The organism is Mycetohabitans endofungorum (assembly GCF_002927045.1).
In the GTDB taxonomy this organism is placed as follows: domain Bacteria; phylum Pseudomonadota; class Gammaproteobacteria; order Burkholderiales; family Burkholderiaceae; genus Mycetohabitans; species Mycetohabitans endofungorum.
This window is the reverse complement of record NZ_PRDW01000005.1, coordinates 117,830-131,763: the sequence shown is the minus strand read 5'-3', so window position 1 is coordinate 131,763 and position 13,934 is coordinate 117,830. Positions and strand designations below refer to the sequence as shown.

At 62.9% G+C, this 13,934-nt stretch carries 12 protein-coding genes and 1 pseudogene; 5 read left to right on the top strand and 8 right to left on the bottom strand.

All coding sequences use genetic code 11. From position 1 onward, the window contains the following. Positions 1 to 163: 163 nt before the first annotated feature. Positions 164 to 1,363, bottom strand: a complete 1,200-nt coding sequence (locus B0O95_RS06675) for an SIR2 family protein (protein WP_104077203.1) — start codon at positions 1,361 to 1,363, stop codon at positions 164 to 166. A 316-nt stretch (positions 1,364 to 1,679) separates the two neighbouring features. On the opposite strand from B0O95_RS06675, the gene B0O95_RS06670 reads away from it, so the two are divergent. Beyond that, on the top strand, positions 1,680 to 3,110 hold the full coding sequence (locus tag B0O95_RS06670; protein ID WP_104077202.1) for a saccharopine dehydrogenase C-terminal domain-containing protein: 1,431 nt from the start codon (positions 1,680 to 1,682) through the stop codon (positions 3,108 to 3,110). A 43-nt stretch (positions 3,111 to 3,153) separates the two neighbouring features. Here B0O95_RS06670 and B0O95_RS06665 read toward each other — a convergent pair whose 3' ends face one another. Genes B0O95_RS06665 through B0O95_RS06650 form a run of 4 tightly spaced genes read right to left on the bottom strand, consistent with a single transcriptional unit; the run spans position 3,154 to position 7,273 of the window. Next, the gene (locus B0O95_RS06665) at positions 3,154 to 3,813 is read right to left on the bottom strand and encodes a DUF2894 domain-containing protein (protein WP_104077201.1); all 660 of its coding nucleotides are present in this window, start codon (positions 3,811 to 3,813) and stop codon (positions 3,154 to 3,156) included. Then, on the bottom strand, positions 3,794 to 4,462 hold the full coding sequence (locus B0O95_RS06660; RefSeq protein WP_104077200.1) for an OmpA family protein: 669 nt from the start codon (positions 4,460 to 4,462) through the stop codon (positions 3,794 to 3,796). Before B0O95_RS06660 ends, B0O95_RS06665 begins: the two co-directional genes overlap by 20 nt. Further along, on the bottom strand, positions 4,459 to 6,543 hold the full coding sequence (locus B0O95_RS06655) for a DUF802 domain-containing protein (protein ID WP_104077199.1): 2,085 nt from the start codon (positions 6,541 to 6,543) through the stop codon (positions 4,459 to 4,461). Before B0O95_RS06655 ends, B0O95_RS06660 begins: the two co-directional genes overlap by 4 nt. Before the next feature lie 10 nt (positions 6,544 to 6,553). Continuing rightward, positions 6,554 to 7,273: a DUF3348 domain-containing protein gene (locus B0O95_RS06650; protein ID WP_104077198.1), complete on the bottom strand. Its 720-nt coding sequence runs from the start codon at positions 7,271 to 7,273 to the stop codon at positions 6,554 to 6,556. A gap of 484 nt (positions 7,274 to 7,757) precedes the next feature. Here B0O95_RS06650 and B0O95_RS06645 point away from each other — a divergent pair. The 4 genes and pseudogenes from B0O95_RS06645 to B0O95_RS06630 all read left to right on the top strand — a co-directional run. Next, positions 7,758 to 7,904: pseudogene (locus tag B0O95_RS06645) on the top strand (transposase); the annotation flags it as partial. A gap of 65 nt (positions 7,905 to 7,969) precedes the next feature. Beyond that, on the top strand, positions 7,970 to 8,215 hold the full coding sequence (locus B0O95_RS06640) for an AbrB/MazE/SpoVT family DNA-binding domain-containing protein (RefSeq protein ID WP_104077197.1): 246 nt from the start codon (positions 7,970 to 7,972) through the stop codon (positions 8,213 to 8,215). After that, positions 8,212 to 8,607: a PIN domain-containing protein gene (locus B0O95_RS06635; protein WP_104077196.1), complete on the top strand. Its 396-nt coding sequence runs from the start codon at positions 8,212 to 8,214 to the stop codon at positions 8,605 to 8,607. The genes B0O95_RS06640 and B0O95_RS06635 overlap by 4 nt, the downstream gene beginning before the upstream one ends. Before the next feature lie 786 nt (positions 8,608 to 9,393). Further along, positions 9,394 to 11,568: a M1 family metallopeptidase gene (locus B0O95_RS06630; RefSeq protein WP_104077195.1), complete on the top strand. Its 2,175-nt coding sequence runs from the start codon at positions 9,394 to 9,396 to the stop codon at positions 11,566 to 11,568. 157 nt (positions 11,569 to 11,725) lie between these two features. Here the strand turns inward: B0O95_RS06630 and B0O95_RS06625 are convergent, their stop codons facing one another. The 3 genes from B0O95_RS06625 to B0O95_RS06615 form a co-directional block, all read right to left on the bottom strand. Further along, entirely contained in the window at positions 11,726 to 12,145 is a 420-nt protein-coding gene (locus B0O95_RS06625) for an ExbD/TolR family protein (RefSeq protein WP_104077194.1), read from the bottom strand. Positions 12,146 to 12,158: 13 nt separating this feature from the next. Further along, positions 12,159 to 12,893, bottom strand: a complete 735-nt coding sequence (locus B0O95_RS06620) for a MotA/TolQ/ExbB proton channel family protein (RefSeq protein WP_104077193.1) — start codon at positions 12,891 to 12,893, stop codon at positions 12,159 to 12,161. A 97-nt stretch (positions 12,894 to 12,990) separates the two neighbouring features. Further along, on the bottom strand, positions 12,991 to 13,743 hold the full coding sequence (locus B0O95_RS06615) for an energy transducer TonB (RefSeq protein WP_104077192.1): 753 nt from the start codon (positions 13,741 to 13,743) through the stop codon (positions 12,991 to 12,993). Positions 13,744 to 13,934: the final 191 nt, after the last annotated feature.

Here is a 13,934-nt window from a genome sequence, read left to right as displayed (position 1 = left end):
CGTGGCGGTGCTGAGACGGTGCCGGTTCAGGGTGGGCGCGTCGCACGTACAGGCCGGACGGTACCGTCGGAGGGCAACAGCCCACGCGGGCCGGGCTTGGGGCGCAGGCAGATGTATTGGCGGGCGGCGTATTATCGGGCGGACGTGTCAATCGACGAACGTATCATAATGAGCGGGCGGCAATACTGCACCATTCGCTGAAACTCCCCCGCCATGGCAATACTGTGAGGCCGCCGGACGCGCTGGCATGCGGAAAGACGCTTCTTGCATGGGCGAGTTGCGTCTGAACATCGTCCAGATCGATGCAGTACAGCGCACGCTCACGTCCGTCAGCCGGCGCTTCGGCAAATTGACGCAGCAGTAGTCGCACCAGCGCGTCCTCGTCCGGGAAACTATAGCCGACTAGTACGACGATCCGGGACTCGCGCAGCAGCCGTACGGCCTTCGGGAATAGCGCCTGGAAGTAAGGTTGGTCGTAGTCCTGTGCCCGCGACGGTAGCATAATATCCGGTGGATTGCTGCGCAATACCTGTGGATCGCGTTGACGGTAGTCGACTTCGAAATGGCCATCACGCCGGTAGATCTCGAACCCCCCATTGAGTTTCAGCAGATGGCCGCCTGCAAAGGGCACCGTCACCGCACGCCTGTCCGTTTCGCCGCACCAGGCAAATGGCGTGAAGCCTCGATACAGCTCGCGCGAACGCGCACGTTGAAGTGCTGTGTCCACCATCGCCTCGATGACAAAGTCGTAGTTCGTCGTCAGGAAATTCACGCCGATGCAGTGTGCGGGCCGCTCGCCAGCCGATGTCGCACCCGCATGCTCGTGCAGCGCGGCAAACAGCGAACTAATCGCTGTTTGTGCGTCGGTCAGTGGTCGGCCGAACGATAGCGTGTCCCGGACCAGGGCGGGAGGCGTCACGCACTGGTGGAACTTACGAAGCACCGCGTAGCGCAATTCGCGCTCGACCAGTTCTAGGTAGAACTCATCGACGTAACGGTTGCGAATTAGCGGATATTTTTTCAGCATGCCTACCTGATAGACGATGTCGAGAAACGCGGATCGGTCCAACCCGATGGTGCGATCGATCTGCGTCATACGCAGGAAGTCCTCCAGGAACGGAGATTCGCTCGCCCAGTCGTCATCGGTAAAGTCGAATAGATCAGTGCCGGTCGGATAGCGGGTGTCCCATGCATGGGAGAAACCGGCGCCGAGCACGAACGTCACGTTGCTCACCGCGGGATTGCCGTGCCGCGCCAGCGCATGTACGGTCTGCGCGAAATTTACGGGTGCCTGCTGGGCTTGTGACGGTGGTTGGCCGCTGCGCCGCCGCGTATCGCGTTGCTTGTCGATGTAGTCCGTCATGGGCTGAAAAGTCGGGGACGGTGGCCGACGTCGGACGGCGTGCTACCACCCGGCCGCGTCCGCCGCCGTTCTTGTTGCGTGCCTGGTCGGTCGCAATCCCTGTGCCCGCCGCAGGGTACTGGCGCGGGTGGGCTTGCCGCTTGCTTGCGGGTCGATGACGGTGTTCGTCGGCCCAACTTCGAGCGTCTATGCAGCATGAGGGTGGGTAGCGCGGCGCGGAAGATGCGAGCAAGACATGGCGCGACGAGCTAGACGGATAGGATTCGTGCGGCGACGATGTCAGCGATACCGCCTGCGCTCATGACAGGAGAGCTAATTGAGCACACAAGCCAAGTCCAATGAAAAATGCGCACAGTTGCCCGGCCGGCTCGTGATTGTCGGTTTTGGCAGCATTGCCAGTGCTGCGTTGCCTGTCCTGCTGCAGCGGCTCGACGTGGCGCCGGAAGCTGTCACGGTGCTGTGCACGCCATCCGATGATACGGCCATCGCGGCGGAGAACGGCGTGCGTGTCGTTCGGGAGCCGTTGACAACGAGCAATTACGAGGCGGTGCTCCAGCGGTTTGTCGATACCGGGGATTTTTTGTTGAATTTGTCCGTTGGCGTGTCAAGCGAAGCACTGGTCCGGTATTGTTGGAGCCGCGGCGCGCTGTACTTGGATACGTCGATCGAGCCGTGGGGCGAGAGTGCGTCCGATGTGCAGCGTCCGTTGTCGCACCGCTCGAACTACGCGCTGCGGGAAGCGTTGCTCGCGTTCCGACTGGACAAGCGCGACGGCCCCACAGCGCTTGTCACTCAGGGCGCGAACCCAGGGCTGATATCGGCGCTGACGAAACAGGCGTTGTCGGAGATGGCCGGCCACCATCATGTTGACATCGGCCGTCCCGTCAGTTCCGGGGACTGGGGCCGCATCGCGCAACAACTCGGCATCCGGGCGATTCACGTGGCCGAACAGGATACGCAGTGCTCGGCGCAGCGCAAGGCACGGGGCGAATTCGTCAATACGTGGTCGGTGGATGCGTTGATCGAGGAGGGCATGCAGCCCGCCGAACTGGGCTGGGGAACTCATGAGCGGCATTGGCCGGCGGATGCCAGGCGCCATGGCTTCGGTTCGGATGCGGCCATCTATTTGACGCGTCCGGGATTCGCGACGCGCGTGCGCAGCTGGACACCGCTCGGCGGCCCCTATCATGGTTTTCTCATCTCGCATGGTGAGTCGATATCGATCGCGGATCACTTGACGCTGCGCGATGAGGGCGAGGTGGTCTATCGTCCGACGGTGCACTACGCGTACCGGCCGTGCGACGACGCCCTGCTGTCCATCGACGAGCTGGCGGGACGAGGCTGGCGCGCGCCGGACCGTCGCCGTATCCTACGCGCGGATATCGTCGGTGGGCGGGACGAACTCGGGGTGCTGCTGATGGGCAATGAACGAGGCGTGTACTGGTACGGCTCGCGCCTGTCGATGGACGACGCGCGGTGCCTTGCACTGCATAACACCGCGACGACCCTGCAGGTGGTCGCCGGTATCCTGGGCGGCATGGTCTGGATGCTCGAGCATCCGCGGGCGGGCATTGTTGAACCGGATGATATCGACCATCGCACGATCCTGGACGCAGCGCTGCCATATCTTGGTGAAATGGCGGGCACTTACGGCAGCTGGACGCCGCTGGCACATCGCTTGCCGCTGTTCGACGAACCGCTGGATCCCGACGACCCGTGGCAATTCCTGAACATTCGCGTGCCGTAGCGCACGTCCATTCAAGGTGCCACGCGCGGACCGGCACGCCGCTTCAGCGCGGTTGGCTCCGGACGCTCTTGCGGGTAGCAGCGGGACGCGCGGTGTCCTTGGTCGATGCCGGGCCCCCGCTATTTAATTGCTCCAACCACGATAACTTGTCCGTGTACGCGAGGAACTGCTGTAGATATCCGGGCGACAATTCGCGCATCAACGAAAGCGACCGGTGCACGAGACTGCTGGAATTGAGCGGACCGGCATTTCTCGGCACCTGGTTCAGCGATTGCCGAAGCTGCTTTGCGATGCGGGCCCTGGCCCAGGTCTTTCTAAAATAATCCAGCGTGGCCGGCCCCAGATCGGGCACGGGGTGCGGCGCGGCGGCAAGGGCACCGGCGTCGCCGTGCGCGTGTTTGCGTGCGGCAATGTAGTCGAGCAACGCCGCGAGCGTAGGGCCCCCGGGCTCGCGTGATGCCGTTGCGGTATCGGCGTCGTTGGAGCGGGGATCCGCCCGCTCGAGATCGGCGGCATACGCGTCGAGTAACTCGCCAAGCCGGTGTTCCAGCTGGCGCCGCACCGCGCCGACGTGACCTGCCGTGCGCCGCTGCAGCGCGTCGATGAAGCAGAAGTGCACCGGGTCCAGGCAATCGGCGCCGGATGCTCGCCATGCGTCGAGCTGGGCCCGCGCATGCGTTTCGCTACGGCTCACGGCGTTCACCGTGGGTGGCGGAGAGCCTTGGCACGGCGGCAATCTCCACGCGTCGGTTCCGGGCCCGTCCAGCGTCGTCGGCATTCGAGCTGACCGGTTGTTCGGAGCCGAACGCAGCGGCGAACACCGACGATGCCGGCACGCCTTCCGAGATGAACGCGCGTGTCACCGTCAATGCGCGCTGTGCTGACAACTCCCAGTTATCGGCGAAGCGACGATTGCCCGCGTGCACTTGCTGGTCATCGGCGAAGCCGCTCACCATCAGGATCTCGTCACGGGCGCCAAGGTACGAGCGAAGCGGCTTGGCAAGACTTTTCAATAGCTCGCTGCCTTCGGGCTGCAACTGGTCCGAATTAAGCGCGAATAGCACGCTGCCGCTGATGCCGATACGGCCGTTTACCAGCGTCACGCGTCCGGCGGCCAGCGGCCCGGCCAATGCCTGTTCCAGCGTCTTGCGGCGCTGGGTTTCCATTTGCCGCTGTCGGACTTCGTTCTCAAGCTTGGACGACAATTGCAGTTGCATGCCGATGACGCCGACCAGGATCAGCACGAACGCACCCAACAATACCGACATCAAGTCGGCAAACGCGGCCCAGATGGGCGCCGCCGCTTCCACGCTGCCGTCGATGTCTACGCCGCCGTCGATGCCGTCGTTCATGGCGCTTCGGCTCCCGCACGAGCCTGCTGCGTGGCGAGCTGTTGCAACTCCTCGACGATCTGCTTCTGCGACATCATGCTTAGATCGATGACTTCCCGCGCCTGCGCGACGTAGTAAGCGAGTTGCTCGTCACTGCGCGTGAGCGATTTGGCTAGCGCCGCTTCGATGCGCTGCAGATGCTCGACCAGCGTATCGTTGGACGCGCCAAAGGACTGGACCGCCGCGCCGAACGCCTCACCCAAGCTGGCCACCTCGACCGCGCTGCTGGTGAGCTGCACTGCGGTGGTCTCCAGCTGCTGCGTGCCGGCCCGGACCTCGTCAGTGAACCGGTTGCCGACGCGCTCCAGCAGGTTTGCCGATGTCGCGACCAGTGCATCGATGGCCGAGCGCTGTTCGTTGGACGCATGGTTGATCGCGTCGAGTAGCGTCGCTAGCGTTTCGAGCACTTGGCCACGTTCCTGCAGAACCGCTGTGTCGCGCTCGAGGCTATCGGACAGTTGCTGGCGTAGCTCGGCGATCACCTGCGCTGCAGCCAGCGGCGCCTGCGACGCGGCCTGCACGAGCTTGCCGATCTCTGCGATCGTCTCGTTGGCCTGCGCCGAGATCTGTTGCGCCGTACGTGCCAGTGTGTCGCAGATCTGTTGCTGCTGCGCGGCTGCGCGCGTGCTGGTTTCATCCCATTGGTGGCGCAACGTGGCGGCCATCGACGTCAGTGTCGTGGTCCAGGTGGCCAACCGATGCTCGTCCTGCGATTGCAGTTCGGCGCGCAGCCGTGCCTGCGATTGCTCCATTGCATCCAGCGACGCCATCGAGCGCTGTGCGAGCGTCGCAGCAGCCGCTTCGAGCGCGTGCTGATAGTGCGCAGCGCGTTGCTCCGCGGCCTGCTCCTGCCGGGTTAGCGTCTGCTGACAAGTCTGGGCAAGCGTCGCCACGTTGGCTTCCAAGCGTGCCGACAGCGTCTGCAACAGGCTCGTGGCGCGTTGTTCGGCCGCCTCTGTGAACCGGTCAGCTGAGACGCGAAGGTGCTCGAGTAGCGCGTCATTGGATTGCCGATGGTCGGCCAATGCGTCGCTCCAGACCGCCGCCACGTTGCGCGTGGTCGCGTCCAGGCTCGTGGACAGCGCATGCAGCTGCTGCTGCACGGCGCCGGCGACGGTATCGTGCAGCGATGCCGTATCGCGCGCCAGGCCGGCCATTGTCGCCTGGACGACCGGCTGCAGCGCCGTACCCGCGGCGCGGGCGCTGTCGGCCACGCATTCTGTCAACGATTGCGTCACGGATGAGGTCAGGCGCGCGTGCACGTGCTCGACCTTATCGAGGAACGCTTGCTGCCCGGCGAGCTGTTGCTCGCTCAACGTCTGTGTCTGCCGCTCGATGTGCGTGATCATTGTTTGCAGCCGGTCAACCAGTGCAGGCAACGCATCGGCTTGCCGCTGCAAGACCTGCAAAGTCGTCTCGCGCTGGTGAGCGCTCGAATGGGCTCGCAATGTCGTCGCAATGGCGGTATCGAGCTGCTGCGCGGCCTCGATGCGCTCGCGTCGGCACAGGGCGGAAAGCAGGCCCAGCATGGCAGATGTCGCCACGCCCGCAATCGATGTGCCGAACGCGAAGCCCAGTGCGCTGACCGGCACGGCAAGCGACGCCCGGACGGCGTCCAGATCGGTCGCGCTTTGCAGCGCGGCGCCGGTGCCGCGCAACGTCGTCACCATGCCGAGCAGGGTGCCCAGCATGCCGAGCAGCACTAGCAATCCCACCAAGTAGGGCGTCAACACCGGGCCCGGCAACGCGACGCGCTGGCCGTCCAGTCGCTGGCGTACCGTGCTGCGCAAGCCGGCAGGCAACGGTGCCAGCCAGGATTCCAGCGTCGGCGGGGGGCCGGACAGGCCGGCCACGGCACGCGTCAACATGACAGTGGCCTGTTGGTTGCGGCGCAATTCCAATGCGCCCGCCAGATAACCGGCGCCGATCAGCAGCGTGACGGCCGAGGCCAGCGGGTTGGAGCCAAGGTAGCCGGCGCCGATCCAGCCTACGACAGCCAGGCCGGCCAAGAAGACAACAACATTAAGGCGAAAGCGGGTCATAGCATGTGGGTTAGCGGGTACGGTAGGCCGACAGCAGTCCTTGCACCGGTTGGAACCGGACATCGAGTTCGGCGATCAACACGCTGCGCATGTCGTTGCGGAATACGTCCAGCCATGTGTGCGGCGCGCCCGCGGGCAGATGCGCGGCGTCGCGCAAGCGGGCAAAATGCGCGCCGAGCAACGCGGGCACGTTGGCCAGCAGGTTATGCTCGCGTGCTGCCAGTGCCTGCTCCATGACGGTATCGACTGCGCACAGCCGCGCCATATCCGGCGCGCGCATCGCCAGCATCGCGCGCAGCCGCTCCCGCAGCGTACCGATAGCCGTTGCCATCGGGTGCTGCACGCCGACGTAGCGGTGGCGAAAATCGGCGTAATCGGGCACGGTGTCGCCGCTCGCTCCGCGCAGTGCTGCGGGCGTGGCCGCGTGGCGCGCCCCGGTGGCGAAGCCGCAAGCGGCATCGATGCGGCAGATCAGCGACGTGCGCACGGCGGCAATATGCGCCGACGCGTCGTCGCTCATGTTCGCCACTTCGGCCGCGTCCGAGGCGGCACCGTATGCATTGGCGTTGAGCGCGGTTGACAACGCAATGGCGTCGGTCCAGCCGAGCCATTGGCTCAATTGGTTCGGCAACGATTGTCCGGATTCGGCTATATCGAGTTGCGCGAGCCGCGCAAGCAGACGAACGAGCGTCGGAGCGCCGGACGCCGTTGGCCGGGGGACTTGCACCATACCACCAGAGTCAAAAAGACAGCAGTTTACACGTCTGTGGGACACGCGGGCCGCATCCGGTTCCCGCCTGTCATTATCATTGATGGACCGGGCGCCGCGCCGGTGGCGCGGCGCGATACAGCGCAAGCAGCTACGTGGGCGTGGCAACTCGATGCCTCTGTCGTTGAGCTGCTGTTCGGTCACGTGGCCGCGGCGCAGATCGATCACATAGCGCCACAGCGTGCCAACCGGGTTATCCTCAAAATTTGTACCATTGTTTGCCAGACGTAAGAACGCCGGTTAGCGCGTGGAGTTGTCAGTCGGCCATATGCAAGCCCGTGCTGTGGTGCAATCAATGCGCAAATACGTGTTTAAGCTGCATGGCCGCGGCGCCCTAGAAACGCTTTTAACGATCGTGTGCAGCGCCGCGCATGAGCAGCTTAATCGATCGGCTCAGTGGCAGCATCGGCCGGTGGCTTCGTGCGCGGCGGGCCGCACGAGCCCCAAGACGGTCCTGACGCCCGCCGGTGAGTTAAAGCTGAATATTGCGCACGATCGGCAGGCGACGTTCGAGCCACAATGGGCCGGCAATCAACGTCGCCTACCGGGCTGGGACGAGCATGTGATCAGCATGTATGCACGCGGCATGAGCGGGAAAATCCTTGCATTACGTTGCGCCTTACCTTAAAGTAAGGGAAGCAGGATTTAGGAGGTCATATGGCTGCTGCCACTGTGACATCGAAGGGACAAGTCACGATTCCCGTGGACGTGCGCAATCATCTCGGTCTGTCGATTGGCGACCGGATTGATTTTATTCTCAATGAAGGAACGGGGCGGTATGAGATGGTTCCGGTCACCCGTTCAGTCACTGCTCTCAAAGGTATTATTCGCAAGCCGGCGAAGCCGGTATCGGTCGAAGACATGAACGCAGCGATCGCGGAGCAAGCAGGCGCGGCCCGATGATCGGTCTGGATACCAATGTGCTCGTGCGCTATTTCGCACAGGACGATCCAGTGCAGGCGAGAAAGGCAACGGCGCTGATGGAATCGCTTACGGCAGATCGCCCTGGTTATGTTACGCAGGTTGCGCTAATTGAGGTTGTATGGGTACTCGGGCGGGCCTACGGTGTAGGTCGCCACGAGGTGGCCCAGGTAATCGAGACGTTGCTTCGCACGAAGGAGCTGGTGGTCGAGGCGGCCGAGAGGGTGTGGAAGGCGTTACGGTTGTACGCTACCTCGTCAGCCGATTTTGCCGATTGCCTGATTGAGCGAACGTGTCATGAAGTGCAGTGCCAATATACGGCTACCTTTGACGCGAAAGCGGCCAAAACAGCTGGCATGAAGCTGATCAAGTAAAAAAAAGCTTGTAGTAGTTTTATAGACGGAATGGTCGCCTCCTGTCCTAGCGACTGTTCCAGCAAGTGACCGGTGCTCTCGGTTTCGATGCAAACATGCGACAGTGTCTTAGAAGATTTTCCCACAGCCAGCTATCCAACTTTTGGATTCCTGCTGAACTACACGTTGCGGATCCACGCAGTGTCTGGCCTATGTCCGGGGGCGACAGTCTGACCAACCAGGAGATCCGCTACGCGAGTTCTGTCGTGCGCGATACCGCCCTAGAGGGCGGCACAGCGATGGCGGGCCTGCGGCTCCGGTTCTGATCAGCTAATCGAAGCAACCGCGCCGTGTTACCTATTTACCTTTCAAAATCGTAATGTGGTGCGAAGCGTGACAATTATTTCTGATAAAAACGGGTAGAGTTCTTTGCCCACCACGAAAGTAAAATTTTGAAAGGAAGTTGACACGCGAATGCGCGTGCTTTTAATCTCTGTACTGTCTCCAGGCGAGTCAGCCCGCGACAGCAGGGTAAACCCCGAGCTGGATGCGGCGCATTCCAGTGTCGAAGCCACGGTTGTTGATTCAGTGAAGCGACCTGTCCGTCTGTGTGATAGATTTTGTATTCCTAATTTTTAGTATTTCATATAAAAAGCATTTCTGAATGGCAATGCTAGGGGACGCATTACGTCCGGGATCCATGCATACGGGGCGACCGTGCGCCGGCGATATGGCGCAACGCGCGAGTGAGGGAGTAAGCAGCAGAAATGACATATCAACCCATTGCTTTCTCACTCGAGGTTTTCTATGTTCACTCGTTTTGGAGTACGGCTTCCGTGTGTGATGGTGGCTGCGTTGTTTGCGTTGAGCGGGTGCGGGGACGGAGACGGGCTCCAGAGTACGGCCAGCCGCGCCGCGGCCGTGTTGCCGCCGTCATCCGACGCGCCGCTCACGGCTCCCACCGCGCCGATCGCCGCCAACCCGGCGGTAGTCAAGACGGTCTCCCCGATCGAAATGCCCGATACTGTGGTGCCGCTGAACTACAGGCTGTGGTTCCGGCCGAATCCGGCGTTATCAGCGTTCCAGGGTCGCGCTGACGTTCAGATCAAGGTGCGTGATCCGGTCAACGCGATTGTCGTTGCGGGGCACCGGATCAGCTTCATTAACGGCTCGATCACGCTGCAGCCGGGCAATGTCCCGCTGACGGCGGTGCCGCAGGATAAGGGGGACTACTATCAGCTTCGTCCAGTGAGCGGGCAGATTGCGGCGGGCACCTATTCGCTGCATATGGAGTGGCAGGGCATCATCAACTTCAAGACCTATGACGATCCGGCCACTCACACCGGCGGAAGTTGCGGCGGCGACCCCTATCCCGGTTGCTCGGCCGCCGAAGGCGTGTTCCGCGTTGACTTGAAGGCAACGGATGGCACTACCAGCGGCGCGATCCTCACCCAGGGCGAATCGGACCTCGCGCGCCAGTGGTTCCCGGGTTGGGACGAACCGGCGTTCCGACCAACCTATGAGGTGAGTGCCGACGTGCCAAGCCATTGGCGGGTCGTGTCCAATGCGGCGGAGCTGCCGCCGGTGGACCTCGATGGCGGCTACAAGCGTGTGTCGTTCGAGAAGACACCGCCGATGCCGTCCTACCTGCTGTTCTTCGGCGGCGGGCAGTTCGATGTGCTCGAGGACGACTTTTCGAGCCCGCTGCCGGATGGTAAGGGGCTGCACCTGCGCATCTTCACGCCGCCTGGCATGAAAGAGTGGGCGCGTCCCGCGATGAATCAGACCAAGCAGGCCCTGGATTTCTACTACCGCTATACGGGTATCCCGTTGCCGCTGACCAAGTTCGACACGGTCGCCGCAAACGACGCGTTCAAAGAGCAAAAAGACTTGAACTTCGGCGGGATGGAAAACTGGGGCGCGATCTTGGAGTTCGCAGACGACATTCTGCCGCGTCCCGGCACGCCGATGTCGGACTATGGCCTGACCGTGCTCACGCATGAGGCCGCGCATCAGTGGTTCGGCGATCTGGTTACGCTGGACTGGTGGGACGACGTGTGGCTGAACGAGTCGTTTGCGACGTTCTTCGAGAACAAGACCAAGATTCGCTTCTTCCCGGACCGCTTCAGTTGGGCCGACGAGGTGAAGAATAAGTACCGTGTGATCGCGGCGGACTTGAAGTCATCGGCATTACCGGTTCAGCCCAACTTCAACGCGTACGCGTCCAATGATTTCGTGCTGGGTGCGGGCACGTTCGTCTATGATAAGGGCGGCCAGGTGCTCAAGATGATCGAGGGTTATCTGGGCGAGCAAGTGCTGCGCGGCGCGTTGCAGTCCTACTTGGCCGATTATGCGCTCGGCAACGTCACGCCCAAGCGGTTGTGGGACGAACTGGCCAAAGCCAGCGGCGAGCCGATGGCGGCGATCGGCGACAGCTTCGTACGGCAGACTGGCATTCCGCTGGTTTCGCTCGATACGCGCTGTGACCTGAATGCCAACCAGACGGTCGTGACGCTGAAACAGCAGCCGTTTCCGAACCAAAACCGGTATCCGGGCACGCAATGGACCATTCCGCTGACGTTGGCGTATGGCGATGGTTTGACCAGCCGCAAGACGCTCGCGATGAAGGCCACCGACATGCAGGTGCGGCTCGATGGCTGTGGCGCGGTGCTGGCCGACCCGAGCGGACAGGATTACTACGTGGTCAATTACGGCGACAACGCCTGGAGCCAGTTGCTGGCGCAGCGCACCGCCTTGCAGGATCCGGCGCGCCTGACCAACCTGAAGCTGGAAGCCAAGTTGCTCGTGGAGGCAGGATTGGCTGATGCTTCGCGCCAGACCAGCATCGATTCGATTGGGCCGGCGCCGGCGGCACAGCTGCGTATGCTGCGCCGTGACACGGCGGGCCTTGCGCAGCCGCGCGTTGAGCGTCGCGTGCCGCGCTTGCCGGGTCCGGTCAAGCCGCGGCCCAGCGTCCAATAGGCGGCAAAGTAGTCCTAGCCGTTGGCTGGGGGCTAGGGTTGGCCCGGGCGCGGTGGTCGAGGCCACACGCGCCGGCGCTCGCGCAGAGGCCGCCATGCAACGCGGCGGCGCGTAGCCAATGGCGAGGCTTCAAAGGTGACGTGATGGCGGACCGCACTCAGTGCGCCTTGGGCTCGGTCACGAACCCGATCTTGGCCACCCCCCCCGATTGCGCATAGGACATCACGTCGGCTACGCGCTCGTATGCGACCTTGCGATCGGCTCGCAAATGCAGCTCCGGCTGCGGGTTGGCCTGTGCGGCGGCGGCGATCTTGCGCTGCAACTCAGCGTCGGACACCTTGACGTCATCCCAGAACACGGTGCCATCGACATTGATCGACACCGTGACGTGCGCGGGCCGCACATCCTGCTGCTGGCTGCTTGCGTGCGGCAGGTCGAGCTTGACTGCGTGCTGGATCGCCGGAATCGTCACGATGAAGATGATCAGTAGCACGAGCATGACGTCGACCAGCGGCGTCATGTTGATCTCGTTCATCAGCCCGTCGTCGGCGTCGTGCGTAAAGGGAGTCATTGCCATGGTCGTACCCCGCTCATTTGCCGGCTGTTGCCAGTCGCGGGCCTTCGCCGCGCTGGAGCGTCGAGGACAATCGTTCGCCTGTCACGAAGTATGCGTGCAGCCCGTGCGCGAAGCGATTCAGCTTGGTCACCACGGCCTTGTTCGAGCGGGTCAGCGCGTTGTAGCCGAGCACCGCGGGAATTGCGACGAACAGGCCGAATGCCGTCATGATCAACGATTCGCCTACCGGCCCTGCAACCTTGTCAATTGACGTTTCCCCGGTCGCCCCGATCGTCAGCAGCGCATGATAGATGCCCCACACGGTGCCGAACAGGCCGACGAACGGTGCGGTGCTGCCGATCGATGCGAGGATCGCCAGCCCACTTTGCATCCGGGCGACGCAGTCGTCCATGGTGTCCTTTAGGCAGCGCGTTATCCAGTCCGAAATGTCCATCCGGTTATGCAGGTGAGGCTGGCTCTTGTGGTGATGGTCCGCGGCTTCCTTGCCGGACAGCGCGAGTGCGACGAACGGGTTATCGGCGGCACTGGAGCCAGTCGAGCCGAGCTTCACAAGGCCTTCGGCGAAATCGTCGGAATGCCAGAACTGCTGCTCGGCGTTGCGCGTCAGGCGCCGCAGCCGCAGCACGTTCCATCCTTTAATTAGGATCACGCTCCACGACAGCACTGACATGATCAATAGTGTGATCGCGATGCCGCGCGTGACGAAATCCCCTTGCGCCCATACGTGGGCCATACCGTAGTTCTGCATGGTGTTTCCTTCGTATCCTCGTTATCGGTGACGCTGTTGAGCGGGCGGACTCGGCAATGGCGCATCGGCGGCGCGGTATCAGCCGGCGCGGCGCTGCTCAGTCGCCCAGATTAAACACATACGGCTGATCGGCCGTGACCCGGATCGGTTGCCCATTTTCGATATACGGCCGGCACGTGCTGGCTAGCGCAGCGTTGCGCGCGGCGTCGTCCAATCGATCATAACCGCTGCTTTTCTTGATCGTGGCCCGTTCCACCTTGCCGTCCAGACCGACGACCAGGTTGACGATCACCGTGCCTGTTTCCTCGCGTCGTCTGGACAGCGCGGGATAATCGGGCCGCACGATCTGGCAGTCGAGCTTGGCGACGCCCTTGGGTGCGCCCTGCGCGACGACCGAGTGAGAGCTCAGCGCGGGTGACGCGGGCTCGGCGACTGGTGCCGGCGCGGGCGCTGCCGGGGACGCCGGCGGTGTAGGCACCGATTGCGATGGGGTATCACGTACCGGCATCGGCGGCGTAGGCGCCGGCGCAGGATTTTTGACGATGGGCTTGGGACTGGGCCGCGGCATGACCACGGACTTGGGTTTGGGCTTGGGTTTGGGTGCAGGCGTCGGCGTGGACTGCACTGCGACCGGCGCCGGCGGGGCCAGCAGTTCGGCCATAATCGGCCGGGACTCGACTGTTACGGTCGGGACGGTGTCGGCACGCCCATAAACCAGCCACGCGATCACGCCGGCATGCAGCAGTGCCACTACGGCGAGCGTAGTCGTGTAGTGGGCGACGGCGCGCGATTTCATCGGCGAGGCTGCACTGGAGCACAGCGCTCCAGCCGAACTGGGGGAAACCTGCATATTAGCGTGGGCCGATGGCAGAAGCACGGGGGGCGCGACGCGGACAATGGCCGACCTTGCTTCGACGCGGGCTGGCGTGTGCCGGGCTCAGCGTCGGAAAATCATAAAGGAGATGCATAACGTTGTCGCGAATCCAAGCAACAGTTCCATGAAGCCCTCCAGGAGCGAGGTACGGTAACGTGGCTGGCGCG